The sequence below is a fragment of the Curtobacterium luteum genome (assembly GCF_014646995.1).
GTDB lineage: Bacteria > Actinomycetota > Actinomycetes > Actinomycetales > Microbacteriaceae > Curtobacterium > Curtobacterium luteum.
Genome location: NZ_BMOI01000019.1, coordinates 1 through 15,148 on the forward strand (window position 1 = coordinate 1; position 15,148 = coordinate 15,148).

The window sequence follows — 15,148 nt, forward strand, 5'->3', positions numbered from 1 at the left end:
TTGGCCATGATCGACATCCTTCCAGCGAGGACCACGTCCCCACAGGTCAGGAGTCAACCGAACCGACAGCAGTCCCCACCCTACGTTGCGAAAGTTGCCTCCGTGCAATTGTCGCGCTCCACCTCATCACCCATTCGGGGGACAGGGTACGAACCCCAAACCATCTGTCGAGGCGCCACGAATAGATTGTGAATTCCGGGAAACACCCGGAGCGCTCACCAGCCGCAAGTACCTGGTTCTCCACCCCTGGTCGGGGTGTGTTCGGCGCGCACACAGGGAATCGCGCCGAGCGCGACAACGGAAGGAACCCACTCATGCGCAAGTCCATGAAGACCTCGATCACCCTCGCGACCACGGGTGCGCTCGTGCTCGGCGGTGCCGCGTTCGGCATCACCTCCGCGCAGGCCTCGACCCCGTCGGTGCACACCGTGTCGTCGTCGTCGTCGAAGATCCCCGGCCCCGTCGCCTCGGTCCCCGAGGTCCTCGGCGGCAACACCGCCGTGAAGCTCGACTCCTGCTTCACCGACGCCCTCACCGCCCTGAAGCTGACCCCGGGTGTCTCCGGTGACGCCAAGCTCGCCGACGGGTCCGTGTCGTTCCCGATCACCTCCGGTTCGGTCACGTACTGGTCCCCGGACGGCAACTACCGCCCCTACGTGCAGGGCCTGCTCAACCACGACGACTCGGGCCTGACCCTCACCGCCGGTGAGACCACGGTCACGCTGGAGAACTTCGTCGTGAACCCCGGCTCGTCCAAGCTCTACGGCGACGTCCTGGTCAACGGCAAGGTCGCGGTCAACAACGCGTACCTGTTCTCCCTGCACGGTGGCACCCTGAAGCCGCTGCAGCTCGAGGGTGACAACGCGATCCTGACCGGCACCACCGTGCACGTCTCCGGTGACGCCGCGAAGCTGCTCAACAGCACCTTCAAGACCGACGCCGTGAAGTCCGGCCTCCTCGTCGGCGTCGCGACCATCACCGCACAGATCAAGTAACACCCCCACGGCACACCACCGCACCCGCACCACCACGAGAAGGCGCCGCTCCCCACCACGGGAGCGGCGCCTTCTCGTGGTGGTGCGAGTTCAGGGGGACGGCGGATCCGTCCGGAGCCGCTTAGCGGCTCGTTCTTGTGAGTGCGCGGACGCGGCATCGAGGAAACGCCCGCCCCCGATGGCGCCGGTGCGCCTGGTGAGCTCGTTGACGAGGTCCTCGACTTCCGGTTCCAGCTCATCGTTGGGAGCTGCCTCAATCAGCACCTGCGATGCCGGCCCGAGCAGCAGCTCCGCCGTCGCCGCACAACCGGCCTCGTCGAAGGTTGGGACCTCGACGATGTCGGTCGTTCCGTTCTCGCCAAGTGCTGCCGCGTAAGCCAGCACCGCTTCAGCGATTGCGTCGCCGGTCATGATCGTGGACTCGCCGTACACCACGTTCTTTATCCGATCAGCCAGTGCCCGCACGCTCGAAATGCCCCCACCCCCAGCCCTGTCGGTGGTCCGTGAGCGTCGATCGCATATGCCTGGCGACGAGTCGACCTCGGTGCGGTCTGATCAGCAGGGCACCAGCGTCGACGATGCGCTCGCCTTCTACGAGCAGGTGTATAGCAGCAGGACCTCCACATCGGTCGGCCCAGCCAAGACGGGTTCTCGTGGCGGTACCGGCTCGTCGGAGACGACAATCTTTTCGTTGGCACCTCGGCGTTCGCCGCGACACGGTGAGGCGTCCCTGTCAGCGGTCCCGCTGCTCACGGGCTCTGCCCGAGCTGTCGAAGGATTTCGGCGAAGTCTGGCCACTGCTCTTTCGGCGCTTTCGCGGGAGGCTGCGGTTGTGCTGCGCTGCGGCGTCGGCGGAGCGCCGCGTACGTTTCCACCTGCAGGGGCGCGACGCCAGCATCCCGTTCGTACCGGGACGGCTCGTCGTGCGGCGTTTCCTGCCCCGGTGTCCCGCGGCGCCGGGCGGTCATTCCCCTGGGCTTGCGGCGTTAGGGATGTCTGCTGCGCGGAGGGCGTTCGCGAGGTCACCTTCGGATGGCAGTGCCGCCCGAACATCGGGGGGCAGCAGGTCGTAGCTCGCGACGCCGATTGGTGCCTGTTGGCCGGCGAGGGAGTACCGGACGACCGCGTCGCTCTTGTCTGCGACCAGGAGCAGACCGACGGTATCGGCATGCTGCGCCCGGCGGAGCCGATCATCTACGAGTGCAACGTAGAAGCCGAGCTGGCCGAGGTACTCGGGCTTGAATTTCCCCGTTTTGAGCTCGATCACGACGTAGCGGAGCTGCTCGACATGGAAGAACAGCAAGTCGACGTAGAAGTCGTCGCCGTCAACGTCGAAGTGCACCTGCCGGCCGACGAACGCGAACCCCTCCCCCAGCTCGCGGAGCGTGTCGATGATCCGATTCACGAGTGCCTGCTCGAGGTGGCGTTCCTTCGCGTCGCCGTCGAGGGCGAGGAAGTCCAGCACGTACGGATCTTTCGTCAGCTGCTGCGCAAGGTCCGACTCGCCAGCCGGGAGGACAGCTGCGAAGTTGGTCGGTGCTGCCTCGAGCCGCTGATGCGCGCCGGTGCGGATGTGGTGCTCGAGGACGTTCCGGGACCAGCCATGCTGTACCGCCGGCTCGGCGTACCAGTTGCGCATCGTCTGGTCATCGAGCCGGTCCAGGAGCACCGTGATGTGTCCCCAGGGCAGTTGTGCAACAGCCTGTTGCACAGTCTCCTGCTGCGACCACGCCGCCGCGAACGCCCGCATATACGCCAGGTTCCGCGGTGAAAAGCCCCGCATCTCGGGAAACTCCGTCCGCAGATCCTCAGCGAGCCTGGCGATGACCTTCGTGCCCCACCCCTCCTGCCCTTGCCGCAGGAGGATCGTGGCGCCGATCTGCCCGTACAGCACCACCAGTTCCGTATTCGCACGCCGCTGCGCTGTGAACCGAGCATTGCGCACATGCTGCTTCAAACTCGCCAACGTCGCCGCGTAACTGGACGGAACAGCACTATCGGCACGCATCCCATCACTCTGCACCAGCACCCCTGATCCCAAGGACCGTTTACGAAACGGGCCGGAAACGTATGCCACAGTGGAGGCGCCCTCTCCCTACCTCAGAAAGGCGGCCTTGCCATGGCGCAGAAAGTTACCACGCACCTGGTCGATGACCTGACCGGCGACACCATCGAAGAAGGTAAGGGCCGCACCGTGTCCTTCTCGTTCGATGGCAACCACTACGAGATCGACCTTTCCGTCGACAACGCCGACGCGCTCCGCGAAGCGTTCTCCGACTACGTCGCCGCCGCCCGGAAGGTCAGCGGCCGCCAGAACCGCACCAGCGGCAGCGGCAGCGCCCCGAAGCGTGGGAACTCGGAAGAGCTCGCGAAGATCCGCGAGTGGGCGAACGCGAACGGCCACGAGGTCTCCTCGCGCGGCCGCATCAGCCAGGCTGTCCGCGACGCGTACGAGGCAGCACACTGACACTTCCCCGTCACGGCAACGGCCGGCACCCCACCGGGTGCCGACCGTTCTCGTTCGCACCGATAGTTCGCTCTTATGTCAAGTCGTGGTGATCGAATGGGCGCGGCATCTCGTGGAGTTCGTCAAGACGCTGACTTGCCGAGACCGTAGGTGTACTCGCCGGAGTCCCAATTGACGGTGGAGTTGAAGAAGTACCCCGACTGGGTTCCGTCCGCGTTGTCCGTGTTCGCAGCGAAACAGTCGAACGAGGTAGTGGTGTCGGTCAAGTCATCCGTGGAGCCGCTGACTGGATTGCAGGACACGGAAAGGATGGGACCGTCGAGCAGACCCTTCGTCACGTTCTCCTCCGCCATCGTCTTCACCGACGCCTCGACCTCTTTCACCGTTTCGGCGCGGGAAGAGCGCTCCGCCTCGTCGGCCTCTTCCTGCGCTGCTCGTTGCGCCTCACGCTGCTCAGCACGAGTCCGGGCGGCCGCTTCCTTCTTCTGCTCCGCCTTCTCCGCCGCAGCTGCAACCTGCCGCGCGTGAACCACCGCTACCGCCGTACCCCCGCCACCAACGATGACGACCACCGCGAGGATGACGAGCGCCAGCACCAAGGGGCGACGCCGCGGCCGTGGCTTGCGCCGTCCTCGGGAAGGTTCGAGAGCATCCTCCGCCCCTACGTCACCATCGCTTTGCGCAGCCGCGCTGTCCGTCCGCCGAGGGCGGGTGAGGCCAGTCCACTGGTCACCGTCCCAGAGCATCTCGCGTTCCGGGTCTGAGGGATCCGGGAACCAACCAACAGGCAAACTCATGTGGACAGAATCTCACCTCTTGCTGGCTACTCGGTAGCACCAAGACAGGGGTCCGGGACACTGCGTCGAGCCCCGGCCACGTCTCAGCCCCGCAGCGCCGGGAGCAGCGCCATGATCCTGATGTCCCTCAGTCTTCGGCTGACGCGACGGATCCCACGTACGACATCGATCCACCGCTCGGAGGCGTTGGTGTGAAGATGTCAGCCGCAAGCTCGCTCGTGCGGAACTCTTCCGCGGCGGGTTCCACGGTGTACTCGACCACCTCGACTGCATGGCTCTTGAGGGCATCGAGCACTTCGGCCGGCGTGACGTAGAAGAATTCGCGTCGGAGGTTGACCTTGTTCACCCGCTGGTTCGCGAACGTCTGGTGCAGCATCGTTTCCACTCCGACGGCGTCGTCGGCGAAGAACAACGCGTGTACGTCGAAGCGGAACGGCACTGACGCGTCGCCGAGTTCGATGACGCGGTCCATTGGCTTCAGGCGTCTCGTCATGCCGATCTTCACCATGCGTTCCCCGAACGCTCCGACGTTGGAGATCACGTACACGTAGCCCGCTCGCACATTTGCTGCTCGATAGTCGACATCGGAGATGGCGCGGTCGACGTCCTCGAGCCGCGCTTGGACGCGAGCGGCACCTTCCGCGTCGCCGTTTGCCTGCAAGGCCGCGAGGGTGGAGAGGTAGTGCTGACGTTCTTTCTCGAGTCGGTCGTGCTCGGCTTGCAGTTCAGCGGCGGCGCGCTGCTGCTCGCGGAGTTCTGCTCGGCGTTCTCGCTCGCGCTCCTTTTCCGCCTGCACCGTCTGGAGGTGCTCGTTGGCGAGGGCGATCTCCTCAAGCCGCATCTGGTGGTAGCTCGGTTCAATGCGAAGATCGATCATGGTGCCGCTTTTCGCGATCTGCTCCGCAGCCTTGCTGAGCCGCGTCTGTGCGACGTGCAAGTTGCCAGCTCGCGTAGCCTTGATGGCGTTCTCCGCTTCTGCGTTGTAGGCACGCAGCAGCACCTTCGCCATGTCCGTCATGAACTTCCGGCCCTGCGCTTCGGAGTTGTTGAACGTGAACCGTGGCGCCGTGGTTACCGCGCGCTTGTCACGAACCGCGTTCTTGATGCGATAGCGCAGCGCTTCCAACTTCGACGCAAGCTCCGTTGATGACGCGGCCGGGTTCTCGAAGTCGAAGAGCCCGACCGCCTGGAGCTCAACTGCGGAGGTCAAGTCGACCAGCTCTGCTCTTCGGGCGCTGATCCCCCCGTTGATCTCGTCGCGCGTCGCGCGTGCATCCTCGGCTTGTTGTTCAGCGGCACGAACGCGGTCCTCGGCGGTCCGAATCGCTTGCTCTCCCTTGAACCGCTCGGCCGCCTGCTCAGCGGCGAACCGTTCGCGTGCATCGGCCTGTTCCTTTGCCCAGAGTTCGCGAGCTGCCGCTTGCTCAGCCTCAAAGTCCACTCGAAGGGTGGCGAGCTGCTGCTCTTGCTCGGCCCGGTACGCATCGACATCGTCGAAAGCGCGCATGTTGTAGCGGGCAACGACCGCTTCACCCGCCTCGATCCGTGCCTGCGCGGCACGTAGCCGCTCGCGCGCCTCCCGCTTCGACAACTTCTCGACCGGCTTCTCCTGCACCGCAGAAACGGCCGTACGCGGCGACTGCTCCGCCGCTCGGGCAGCACGACGCGTTTGCGGAGCGGCCACCCCGCGGGCGTCCGAAGGCGGGCCTTCGTGGCCAGCTGGCGCCGACTTCTTGAGCTGCACATGCTCGGTCCACCTCTGGCCATCCCAGTAGCGGACGAACCGCGGATCCTTATCGTCGTACCAACCGGCAGGCGCTGCTGACATTGCTTCAGCTTACGGAACAAAGCGCCAATCGACACCCCCCGGTCCGGGTGCCCCATCCGCCACGGAGGGTGAAGCCGGGTCAACGGACGCCGGCACTGCGCTCTTATGTCAAATTCGCGAGGTCCAGAGACTCAGAGAGCCTAGTGCGTTTAATGAACGCCCTCAGTTGCGCTCAATTTCATCATCATCTTCAGTGACCACAACACCAGTTCCTTTGAAGCTTCCCGAAAGCTCATTGGGAACCTTATTCACAACAATGTAAGCATTATAGAGGCGCGGCAGAGATATCAACAGGAGGAGTGCAACCCAGGAACATGCTCCGATGATCAGGGCGGCAGCCCATCCAAGCAGTACGTCCCCACGTTGAGCATTCATTGCGACGACGATCAGAATCACCGTACTAATAGATGCAAAGGCGCCCATCAACAGATGCGTCGCCGCCTCGTCAATCATGTTGCGATCAGGTCGCTCCGTATCCTCATTATCACCTTGGCGGTCGGAGAGTTTGCCGCGTAATGTCGACATATGCGTAAAAGATGTCAAAAAGGCGCCCGCGAGAAGAGCCAGGGCAGTCAGGATAGTAGCGGGTGACTCTAGTCTCGCGTTTTGGGTAACCGAGGAGGCGACACCAACAGCAATTGGCAAACCATACAGCGCGATAATTGCTCCCCACGCGATACGCCTCGATGACTGACCCCGATCACGTAGTGCTTTGAAATGTCCACGAATTAAGCTCAAGAAGCTGAATCGCTGCATCACTCGCCCTAAATCGAAAGCTGGATCCCTAATGTGGGCTGAAGGCGCTGGAGACGCTCCTCGGCCGCGTTGCGAATTTCTGATGGCGTAGGAGGAAGCCCAACCTTGACGGGGTAGGTAAAGATATCCCGGACAGAATCAGGCCTAATCGTCTGAGTCTTCCCGTCCCCTTGGTCGTAAGTAACCGCACCATCATCAAAATCATCCGCACTGACCTGCACGCCGATCAGGCTTGATACTTGTTCCGTGGGTTTTCCACTGGGCGCGGCATCGGCTCCCTTCTCTGGCGTCATCCCCACCCACCCAAGAACCATAGACTTGACGGCCGACAACTTGCCGACGGGGAGTCCGTTACGACGGAGCGTGATCACCTCTCCACCTCTGGTCTGACCGGGCTTGAGGATGCGTTTCTCCAGCTGAAGGCCCGCTCCATTGCCCTGTCGGAGGACTTCCTCCAGGCGCCCCGTATCTGACACCTGGTGCGGCTTGAGCCGCCACCAGCCTTGACGGTCAGCCTCCGGCCGCTCCGCGTCCGTATCCCGCATGTGGAGACACAGCGCCTTCAACAGATAAGTGCTAGGGCAGCTTGCACCACGAGCCTCACACATCAAAACGGCACGGTTGCCCGATTTGGGGAGATATATCGATGCTCGGTACGGATTGGTAGACGCCTTACTGTCGAGCGCCGCGTCCTCGCTTCGATCCTTAGCAATCGCGAGATCATGAGAACCCACGCGTCCGTATCGAAACTCAATATCTATTCGATCCTGCGAGGTAGCGTCGATGTGCTCGATTCGTAGGGCCGGAGCCAGCGCCACGTCAGCTTGCCGCTCCCGAGTCCTGTACGCGAAGTCATCGATCCGTGTCACGTCATATATCGACGGAGAAAGCTCGCGCAGTGACGCGAGCACGTTGTTACCCTTGGGCTGGAGGGTGTCGGTTCGAAAATCCTTTTCCGTGCGAGCGTTTCCGTAGAACAACGTCAACTGGTGAAGTTGGAATCCGAATTGCATTTTGTGCGCCACTGAGCGCCCCTCATCTCTCACGGGGCAGTCTAGACGAAAGTGGCCGGCTCGAGTCGGAACGGATCGCCGAGTGGAGCCAGAAGTGACAGGGGCCGCGGTGAAGAGGACTGTGGTCATGGGTACACCCCATCGCCACACCTTCGTAGGAAACGCGTTCCGTGGATCTGGTGTGTAGTAACAGGCCTCCGCGGCATATGTGTGCGCGGGTCTAGAGCTGATGCGACAGGGCGCAGACCACCCGTCGCGGTCCGGCGTACGTGGATGCCCCGGCAGCGACCTAGTCGTTGCTATCCGGTGGTAGCTCCTGCTTGGACTTGCTGGCTGCTTGCTCGAGTTCCGTGTCGACGCCCGTGCTTCCCCCCAGACGGCCGCGAGTCGAGCGAGGGCTGCGTCGACCGCCGCATCCGTAGTGCCGAACTCGGAGTATGCCTCCTGCAACGACAGTCCTTCGAACCGTGACGGCCGCCGCGCGACCGCAACGACTACTTCCGCGGCCGGGCCGTCGGCTGCGGCTACAGCGCGTCGGGCGGGGATGATGCTCGTCATGGAACGACCCGACAGGCTCACGCCGGTGCGCGCCCATCCGTGGACGTCTAACGGCAACAGCAGCTGCTCTGCCAGGCGCCACTCCCCCAGCACCGGCTGCTCACAGTCATGCCGGTCGAGGTTTCCTTTCGTCGGGTCAAGCAGGCGGATGACGTCGCCGCGGAATCCGGTCCAGACCGGTCCGACGATGCGCAGCCATCGAGTCACCGCGCAGGCAGCGCAGGACACCGCGTCATCGGTTGAGGGTACGACGTGGCCACGGATCCGGACGATGCTCGTCACCGCGACGTCGGCGGGTGCGATGGTGCGGGCTTCTTCGCGGGTGAGGTGCAGGGTACCGAGGAGGACGGCGAGGAACGCGTCGCGGCGGCCTCGGAGCCCGATCGGATACCTGTACTTCGGGATCGCCGCGAGCACCTGGCCGACGGCCGTCTGGTCGGGGGCTTCTGATCGCGGCCACACCCTGGCCTCCACCGTGGGTATGGGGTCCGGGAGGCCAGCTTCGAGGTGGTGTGCACGAATCGCGTGCCGACGGAGCCGCTGCGTCGACGCGCTGCCGGGGAACAGCTTCAGGAACTGCTCAATCGTTGCTGCCGTAGCCGGGAGCGAATCGCGTCCGGACGCGGTGCACCATGCGACGAACCGACCCCAGTGCGCCTCAAGCAGAGTCCTACTGTCGGGGCCGAGTTTGGGGTCGGGTTTGGGGGAGGTTTGGGGGGTCACAAGCGCATCCGGGTGACGGCGTTGCGGATCAGGGGGGCGTATTCGCGGTCGTAGATCTGGAGGGTGGCGGCGTTGGTGTGGTGGGTCTGATTCATAATCTCCACGTCCGTCGCACCGGCATTGCGGGCTTCGGTGACGAACCCGGCACGGAGCGAGTGCCCCGACCAGCCGTTCTCCCCGAGCCCGGCCGCCTGCGCGCGGCGGGCGACGGCCTTCCCGACCGTGGTGGGGCTGATGCCGGTGGTCCGGTACAGGCCCCACTTGGACACGGCGCGGAAGAACGGCATCGACGGCGGCAACCGATCGGCGCCGAGCCCGTCGGCACAGACGTGCACGGCGAGACTCGCGCCGGTGAGCGCTGCGAAGAGGCCCGCTTCGCCGCTGGCGTCCTGTGCGAGCATCAGCCGGGAGAGCCGCACATACGCGCAGGGGGCGCAGGTGACCGGGTTCGCGCCCTGCCGCAGCACTTTGATCCGGCCGGCGCCGTCCTGGTCGGTCTTCGACTTCCGCACGCGGGCGTAGACGCCTTCGCCGTCGACGAGGCGGAGGTCCGCGACGGTGAGGGCGGTGAGCTCGGACTCGCGGAACGCGCCGACGAACCCGAACAGCAGCAACGCCTGATCGCGGGTTCCGAGCGCGCCGGTCTGGAGGTCGGCGACGTCGATCTTCAACAGCGCCGTCTGCAGCGCCTTCAACGTCATCGGCTTCGCCCGCCTGACCGGCACCGACCGGGTGCGACGGATTCCCTTCAGGACATCGCGGACAATCGGGGTAGTGCCTGGCGGGGTGTGGCCGCGGCGAGCGTGCTCCCAATCGATCGCGGCCACATACCGGCTGATCGTCGCCGGCGCGTACCGCTGCCCACCATCAGGCAAGACCGCGTTGGCCTTATCCGCGAGGAACGCCGCAACCTCGGTCGGGTCGACCGGCGCCGTGATGACCTGCTCAAGCTCGTGCGGTTCCGAGATCTCATGGTCGAGGAACCCAGCACGCCACCGCGCGAACTGCCGCAAATCCGACCGGTACGCCCGCACCGTATTCACCGACAGAGACGCCTCCGCGAACACCTGCGGTGACGCACCCACCGGCACCGTCACCGCAGCTGACCCGGCAGGGGCGCCGTCACCGGCGGCGCTTCGGAGTCGGGCGAACGCGGTCCGGGAGTGTTCCGCGGCAGCACGCTGCTCCGCCGTCAGCGCCCGTCTGCTGACGGTGGCTGCCGAGGTTACGGACTGCTCTTCGGGCACGTCAGGCGAGGCCGAGCTGCTGCAGGATGCCGAGCTGGTCGGTACTACCCCACCGCTCGGATGCGCGGCCGTCGCGGAAGCCGATGACCTGCACGTTGCGGATACCGGTGAACCGGCGCCCCGTCGGGGCGTGCCCCATCCACTCCCCCGTGTGCGTACCGGCGAGGGTGGAGATCGTGATCACCTTCGTCGGTGTCGCGATCGTCTCGATGTCCTCCCGCTCGACGTCGGTGAACGCCTTCCCGAACTGCTCCCAGAACCACGCGATCCCGGACCCGTCCTCGGGTTCCCCTTCGGCAGCGTCGTGATCGGTGAAATCGGGCGTGAACCGCGCCTCGAGCGGCAGGTCCTGCTGCCGCATCCGGTCCCGAGCCTCGAGCGTCGGACCGCCATCCGCTGTCACCTCAACTGCCATCGGAGCCTCCTCATCGTGTGGCTCGAGCCTACGCTCAGTCATCGGGTCAGTTCCGATAATAGTTCTTCTCGGAACAAGTCGGCGGGCATGGAAGCGAATATAGCGGCCGCGCTGATCGCTTATCGAGCGCTGAGCCGTCTCTCCCCTTCGACCCCGTAGCACCGGTCCCTCGGGGTCCGTCTCACGGCTGGTCCTCCACCGGCGTGACCCGCACGGTAACGGAGTCGATCACGGTGCCGGCCGGGATGCTGCCGATCTGCCGGGTCTGGATGCTTCGCTCGCCGATGTAGGTTCCGTCGGCCGGGTCGATGATGACGTCGTGTTGCTCAGTCCCGCTCCAGTGCGGGAGGCCGATCGCGGTGCCGCGCTGGCCGTCGAGCGAGACCTGTTCCGCGGTGACGACGACGTCGGGCAGGGTCGCCAGCGCCTCGTACATCGCCGCACGGAGGTCCGCGGGCACGAGCCCGGTGCGGAGCAGGCCACTGATCGTGTCGAAGACGTGCAGCTCGTCGGTCGTTCCTGCCGCCCGGGGAGCGGCCTCGATGCGTCGGACGAGGGCGTGCGGGTCACGAGGCAGGTCCGCGATGTCGGACGCCCCGAGCGTGCCGGTCTGCTCACCGCCGAGCTCACCGACCGCGAAGTCACCGCCGACGCCCCGCTCCCACACCGGAGCGGACGGCTTCCCCGCGCCGTCGTCGGACGCGGCCTGACGTGCCGCGGTGCCCCCGAAGACCTTCGTCGCCGCTCCGGAGCGGATCTCGCGGACCCAGGTCCCGGAAACGTCGGCCGGCACCCAGGTGGTGGTCGTCGTCGGCTCCAGGTAGCCCTCGTCGTAGTGCTCGCCATCGGACGTCGTGGAGACCATCGACAGTTCCGACTCCACCACCTTCGTGAACGCGCCGGCCGGCGTCCGGTCGGCGGCCGCGGCGGCGGCCGCCTCGTGCAGCGTCGCCGCTGCGGCCGATCCCGGCGATCCCCAGTGCGTCACTCCGACACCCGTGGCGACCAACCCGCCTGCCACGACCACCGCTGCTCCGGCCAGCAGGACAGGTCGCGAACGACGCAGCCACCGGACGGGAGGCGCGGTACGGGCCGGTGCGGCGCCTCCCGTCCGGACGGTGGTCGCCACGGCGGCCGTGTCGAAGCGGAGGCGAGCGCGGTCGAGTGACGCGTCGACCGCCTCGGGCGGCAGGTCGCGTCGCAGCAGGCGGAGCGTGGTGAATTCGTCGTCAGACATGGAGTGGTCCGTTCAGGGAGTCAGTGGTGCCGGGCACGGCGCGGAGGGCAGTTCGGGCCCGGTTCAGCCGGGAGCGGACGGTGCCGACGGGGACGCCGGTCGCCTCCGCGATCTGCTCGTAGGTGAGTTCCGCCCAAGCGTGCAGCAGGACCGTCTCGCGGACCGCCGGACGCATCCGGTCGAGTTCACGCATGACGGTCTGCACGGCACGCTCCGAGTCGAGACGGTCGCCGGCGTCGTCGTCGAGCCGCTCGGACACGGCGACACGGGACAAGGCACGGTCCGCCCGGCGCTGGGAGCGCCAGTGCCGACGGAGCAGGTTCGACGCGATGCCGAACAACCACGGCAGCGCGTCCTGCCGGTCCGGGTCGAACGACTCCCATCGGACGAGCGCGGTCACGAACGTCTCGCCGAGGATGTCCTCGGCACTCTGCAGGTCGGTCCGGCGCGCGAGGTACAGGAGGATGCGCCGGCCGTGCTCGTCGAACTGGCGACCGAGCTCGGCTGCGGCTCCTGGAGGGGGATGACTACTGGGCACGACTGGTATTGCCCGATCCTCCCGGAAGAGTTCCATCCTCGCCGAAACATGCCGCGTCGCTGTTGCGCGCGAGCAAACTCGAGCCTCAAGCGCGTCTCAGTGGCCGGGAGCCAGTGCACTATGGGGTAATGATGCGTAGGTATCGGCTCTGGATCGCGTGGATCACTGGCTCACTCACGGTGGCCCTGATCGTTCTGACGATCCTGGCAGCGGTCACGAAATTCACGCCTTGGCTGCCGCTGCTGGCGGCGACCCTCGCCGCCGCTGTTGCGGGAGCGATTCTGATCGCATGGGGACCGCGAGTTGCTCGACAGCAGGAGCGCGAGCGTCGTGCGCATCAGAACCAGCCTGTCCGTTAGCCGATCGTCAACCGGACGGCACCTCTGTCGCCAACTGCTCGCCATGCCCCACCCACGTCTGAAACGGCACGACCGATCGATAGGGGCAGCGATGCTGAATCTGCAGTTCCTTGCGCCGGTGGTACTGGTTATCGTCGCCGTGCTCGTCTTCCTCGCGGCCCGCGGGAGCATGGGCTGAAACCCGCTGCCGGATCAGCAGGACGCGCGACGTCGAGTTCGAGCCGAGCGCCGCTCCCGCGACCGATAGCCGGTCGTCAACCGGACCCAGCGAGCCAAGTTCGTCTTCCGCCTTTGGTGATGGGAAGCTGGTAAATGTCGCCCGGCCCGAGCTGCTGTGGGCCGAACCCCTCCGAAAGCGATCACTGATGACCATCCCCGCAACGACCCTCACACAGCTCGTCGATGCATACCTCGCAGCTCTCGGATCAGCCGACGTAGACGCGGTGCTCGCCCTGTTCACGCCGGACGCGATTGTGAGCTCACCGCTTTACGGGGAGCAGCCCGCCCGCGACTTCTACCCGACATTGTTCGCCGACACGGCCGCATCCGTCCTCACGCTCCGCCGAACCTTGGTCAGCACAGACGACTCGGCTCCGACTGTTGCGTTCTGGTTCGACTTCGATTGGACGCTCTCGGACGGCACCCCCGCACCGTTCTCCGTGGTTGACGTCGCCGAGCTAGACCTGGAAGCCCGGATTCAACACCTGCACATCGTGTACGACACCGATCCCATTCGAACTGCTTGGGAAGCCCAACAGGCCGGCGGTAACCCCCGTTCATGAAGCAGCGAGCGACTACCCGATCATCACGAGCACTGCGTACGGGTTCGTCAGGAAAGTGTCGTCCCGCGTCGGGACTACATCCACGACGCCAGCTCGCTGGGTGACCCACCAGGCGGCCAACAACACGAGCGCGCCGGCAGGGGGGCTGAACACGAGCAACCGTTTCCTCATGGGATCACGGTACGGCGGCACGAAGCGTCGCAACGGCCGATGGCACGCCGTTCCGCCTAAAGGAGGACTCGTTCTTTGGGCGGATCGCGCCGAACTTCCGCCCTCCGTCCGATGAACGATCGGTTGACGAGACAGCCCCTCTGCGCCATGTTCGTGGGATGCCTGAGTGGAACGGTCTTCAGATCCCGGTGACTGATCTCCGTCTCGTGTTCGATCGGATCCTTCAGCACGTCGAACATGCGAACGGGGAGTCGGTCGTGCTGCGTGAGGACTACTTCTACTCGTTGCCCGCTCCGGGCCTCTACGACGTGTCGAGCAATCCACCCGAGGCCACGATCGGGCAGCTGAGCGAGTCGTGGGACAACCTGACGACGGCGCCGGCCGCCGATCGGACGTTGAACTGGGAACTCGTTTGGCTGGGCGACGTCCTACGAGCCATCGGGCATCTTCTGCCCGAGGGCGAGCAGCGTTCGGCAGACCGGTAGCCGATCCCTCAGCGGGCCAATCGGACTGTGGTCTCGATGGGCCCGAAGCTCGACGTGGTTCCGTCGGCGGCGAATCCGTTCCGCCGGTAGAACGAGTGCGCGCGAGGGTTGTCGGCAGCAACCCAAAGAGATGCTGGCCGCGGGCCGAGCGCTGCGTTCAAGAGCGCCTGCCCGGCGCCTCCGCCATGAGCGCGCGAGAGCACGTACAGCATCGTGAGTTCCTCTGGACGGACCGCGTCAGACCCGGGTGTCTCCTGCGTCGCGGCGAACCCGATGACGCCCGACTCGTCCTCGGCGACAAAGGTCGCGAAGGCGCCTTGCTCCAGGTTCGTTCTCCACATGTCGATGCGCCGATCGACGTCGAACCAAGGATCAGTATCGGGATTCACCACGAACCGCCCGTACGTCTCTCGCCATGAGGTGGCGTGGACGGCAGCAATGCCTTTGACGTCGACAACCTCTGCCGGCCGAATGACGATCGAGCGAGGATTGTGGCCGTCCATCCCTCGACCGTAGCGATGACGCCGGCACTCGTCGATAGCAGCCCGGGTGTCCCGTAAGCCGATCGGTCACCGAACGCGCGCCGTGGTTAGCGTGTGACCGTGCTCCCTCTCTCAGTCGCGCTGCCCCCAGGGGGCGGAGGCTCCCTCCCCGTCTGGATTTGGATCCCGATCGTCGCGGTCGTGATCGTCGCAGCGGTCGTCCTGTTCCTCCGGAGAAGCCGCTGATGACGTCTCGATAGCCGGTCGTTCAGCGGACGCGCCCTCCTGTCCCGCG

At 65.4% G+C, this 15,148-nt stretch carries 17 protein-coding genes and 1 pseudogene; 4 read left to right on the forward strand and 14 right to left on the reverse strand.

All coding sequences use genetic code 11. The annotated features are described in order from the left end of the window. The first annotated feature begins 314 nt into the window (after positions 1–314). Complete coding sequence (locus tag IEY20_RS16165) at positions 315–995, forward strand: hypothetical protein (RefSeq protein ID WP_175328655.1); 681 nt, start codon at positions 315–317, stop codon at positions 993–995. A 90-nt stretch (positions 996–1,085) separates the two neighbouring features. On the opposite strand, the gene IEY20_RS16170 is transcribed toward IEY20_RS16165, so the two are convergent. Further along, a complete protein-coding gene (locus IEY20_RS16170; RefSeq protein ID WP_148286025.1) occupies positions 1,086–1,430 on the reverse strand; it encodes a hypothetical protein in 345 nt (114 codons plus the stop codon). Positions 1,431–1,959: 529 nt separating this feature from the next. After that, positions 1,960–3,003: a PDDEXK nuclease domain-containing protein gene (locus IEY20_RS16175; RefSeq protein ID WP_175328675.1), complete on the reverse strand. Its 1,044-nt coding sequence runs from the start codon at positions 3,001–3,003 to the stop codon at positions 1,960–1,962. Between the two features lie 111 nt (positions 3,004–3,114). Between IEY20_RS16175 and IEY20_RS16180 the strand changes: the two genes are divergently transcribed. Beyond that, entirely contained in the window at positions 3,115–3,462 is a 348-nt protein-coding gene (locus tag IEY20_RS16180) for a histone-like nucleoid-structuring protein Lsr2 (RefSeq protein ID WP_022902168.1), read from the forward strand. 122 nt (positions 3,463–3,584) lie between these two features. Here the strand turns inward: IEY20_RS16180 and IEY20_RS16185 are convergent, their stop codons facing one another. The 10 genes and pseudogenes from IEY20_RS16185 to IEY20_RS16225 all read right to left on the reverse strand — a co-directional run bounded on the left by IEY20_RS16185 (position 3,585) and on the right by IEY20_RS16225 (position 13,306). Next, positions 3,585–4,061 (reverse strand): DUF2510 domain-containing protein, encoded by a 477-nt coding sequence (locus IEY20_RS16185; protein WP_229728131.1) that lies wholly within the window; start codon positions 4,059–4,061, stop codon positions 3,585–3,587. Positions 4,062–4,163: 102 nt separating this feature from the next. Continuing rightward, positions 4,164–4,259 (reverse strand): annotated as a pseudogene (locus IEY20_RS17445) (DUF2510 domain-containing protein); the annotation flags it as partial. A gap of 127 nt (positions 4,260–4,386) precedes the next feature. Then, positions 4,387–6,087 (reverse strand): SNIPE associated domain-containing protein, encoded by a 1,701-nt coding sequence (locus IEY20_RS16190; RefSeq protein WP_175328656.1) that lies wholly within the window; start codon positions 6,085–6,087, stop codon positions 4,387–4,389. 162 nt (positions 6,088–6,249) lie between these two features. Next, positions 6,250–6,843, reverse strand: a complete 594-nt coding sequence (locus IEY20_RS16195) for a hypothetical protein (RefSeq protein WP_148286024.1) — start codon at positions 6,841–6,843, stop codon at positions 6,250–6,252. 8 nt (positions 6,844–6,851) lie between these two features. Next, positions 6,852–7,856 (reverse strand): hypothetical protein, encoded by a 1,005-nt coding sequence (locus IEY20_RS16200; RefSeq protein WP_175328657.1) that lies wholly within the window; start codon positions 7,854–7,856, stop codon positions 6,852–6,854. A gap of 1,277 nt (positions 7,857–9,133) precedes the next feature. Then, on the reverse strand, positions 9,134–10,234 hold the full coding sequence (locus IEY20_RS16205) for a site-specific integrase (RefSeq protein WP_175328658.1): 1,101 nt from the start codon (positions 10,232–10,234) through the stop codon (positions 9,134–9,136). Positions 10,235–10,385: 151 nt separating this feature from the next. Next, entirely contained in the window at positions 10,386–10,799 is a 414-nt protein-coding gene (locus tag IEY20_RS16210; protein ID WP_083882155.1) for an ester cyclase, read from the reverse strand. A gap of 181 nt (positions 10,800–10,980) precedes the next feature. Next, entirely contained in the window at positions 10,981–12,036 is a 1,056-nt protein-coding gene (locus tag IEY20_RS16215) for a CU044_5270 family protein (protein WP_022904492.1), read from the reverse strand. Continuing rightward, the gene (locus IEY20_RS16220) at positions 12,029–12,574 is read right to left on the reverse strand and encodes an RNA polymerase sigma factor (protein WP_022904491.1); all 546 of its coding nucleotides are present in this window, start codon (positions 12,572–12,574) and stop codon (positions 12,029–12,031) included. The genes IEY20_RS16215 and IEY20_RS16220 overlap by 8 nt, the downstream gene beginning before the upstream one ends. 366 nt (positions 12,575–12,940) lie before the next feature. Then, the gene (locus IEY20_RS16225; RefSeq protein ID WP_141859569.1) at positions 12,941–13,306 is read right to left on the reverse strand and encodes a hypothetical protein; all 366 of its coding nucleotides are present in this window, start codon (positions 13,304–13,306) and stop codon (positions 12,941–12,943) included. On the opposite strand from IEY20_RS16225, the gene IEY20_RS16230 reads away from it, so the two are divergent. Continuing rightward, complete coding sequence (locus tag IEY20_RS16230; protein WP_022904490.1) at positions 13,299–13,715, forward strand: nuclear transport factor 2 family protein; 417 nt, start codon at positions 13,299–13,301, stop codon at positions 13,713–13,715. The two genes, IEY20_RS16225 and IEY20_RS16230, sit on opposite strands and share 8 nt — an antisense overlap. Positions 13,716–13,727: 12 nt before the next feature. Here the strand turns inward: IEY20_RS16230 and IEY20_RS16235 are convergent, their stop codons facing one another. Further along, entirely contained in the window at positions 13,728–13,886 is a 159-nt protein-coding gene (locus IEY20_RS16235; RefSeq protein WP_022904489.1) for a hypothetical protein, read from the reverse strand. 188 nt (positions 13,887–14,074) lie between these two features. Here IEY20_RS16235 and IEY20_RS16240 point away from each other — a divergent pair, with 188 nt between their 5' ends. Continuing rightward, positions 14,075–14,371, forward strand: coding sequence for a hypothetical protein (locus tag IEY20_RS16240; RefSeq protein ID WP_148286245.1), 297 nt, complete (start codon positions 14,075–14,077; stop codon positions 14,369–14,371). Between the two features lie 8 nt (positions 14,372–14,379). Here IEY20_RS16240 and IEY20_RS16245 read toward each other — a convergent pair whose 3' ends face one another. Beyond that, positions 14,380–14,874 (reverse strand): GNAT family N-acetyltransferase, encoded by a 495-nt coding sequence (locus IEY20_RS16245; RefSeq protein WP_022904487.1) that lies wholly within the window; start codon positions 14,872–14,874, stop codon positions 14,380–14,382. Positions 14,875–15,148 lie beyond the last annotated feature (274 nt).

What these genes read in the sequence shown, in the direction of transcription:
- IEY20_RS16175 (WP_175328675.1), bottom strand. Translation starts at nt 3,003, where the DNA reads ATGCGTGCCGATAGTGCTGTTCCGTCCAGTTACGCGGCGACGTTGGCG.
- IEY20_RS16215 (WP_022904492.1), bottom strand. Translation starts at nt 12,036, where the DNA reads ATGTCTGACGACGAATTCACCACGCTCCGCCTGCTGCGACGCGACCTG.
- IEY20_RS16210 (WP_083882155.1), bottom strand. Translation starts at nt 10,799, where the DNA reads ATGGCAGTTGAGGTGACAGCGGATGGCGGTCCGACGCTCGAGGCTCGG.
- IEY20_RS16225 (WP_141859569.1), bottom strand. Translation starts at nt 13,306, where the DNA reads ATGGTCATCAGTGATCGCTTTCGGAGGGGTTCGGCCCACAGCAGCTCG.
- IEY20_RS16235 (WP_022904489.1), bottom strand. Translation starts at nt 13,886, where the DNA reads ATGAGGAAACGGTTGCTCGTGTTCAGCCCCCCTGCCGGCGCGCTCGTG.
- IEY20_RS16200 (WP_175328657.1), bottom strand. Translation starts at nt 7,856, where the DNA reads ATGCAATTCGGATTCCAACTTCACCAGTTGACGTTGTTCTACGGAAAC.
- IEY20_RS16245 (WP_022904487.1), bottom strand. Translation starts at nt 14,874, where the DNA reads ATGGACGGCCACAATCCTCGCTCGATCGTCATTCGGCCGGCAGAGGTT.
- IEY20_RS16230 (WP_022904490.1), top strand. Translation starts at nt 13,299, where the DNA reads ATGACCATCCCCGCAACGACCCTCACACAGCTCGTCGATGCATACCTC.
- IEY20_RS16195 (WP_148286024.1), bottom strand. Translation starts at nt 6,843, where the DNA reads ATGCAGCGATTCAGCTTCTTGAGCTTAATTCGTGGACATTTCAAAGCA.
- IEY20_RS16180 (WP_022902168.1), top strand. Translation starts at nt 3,115, where the DNA reads ATGGCGCAGAAAGTTACCACGCACCTGGTCGATGACCTGACCGGCGAC.
- IEY20_RS16190 (WP_175328656.1), bottom strand. Translation starts at nt 6,087, where the DNA reads ATGTCAGCAGCGCCTGCCGGTTGGTACGACGATAAGGATCCGCGGTTC.
- IEY20_RS16165 (WP_175328655.1), top strand. Translation starts at nt 315, where the DNA reads ATGCGCAAGTCCATGAAGACCTCGATCACCCTCGCGACCACGGGTGCG.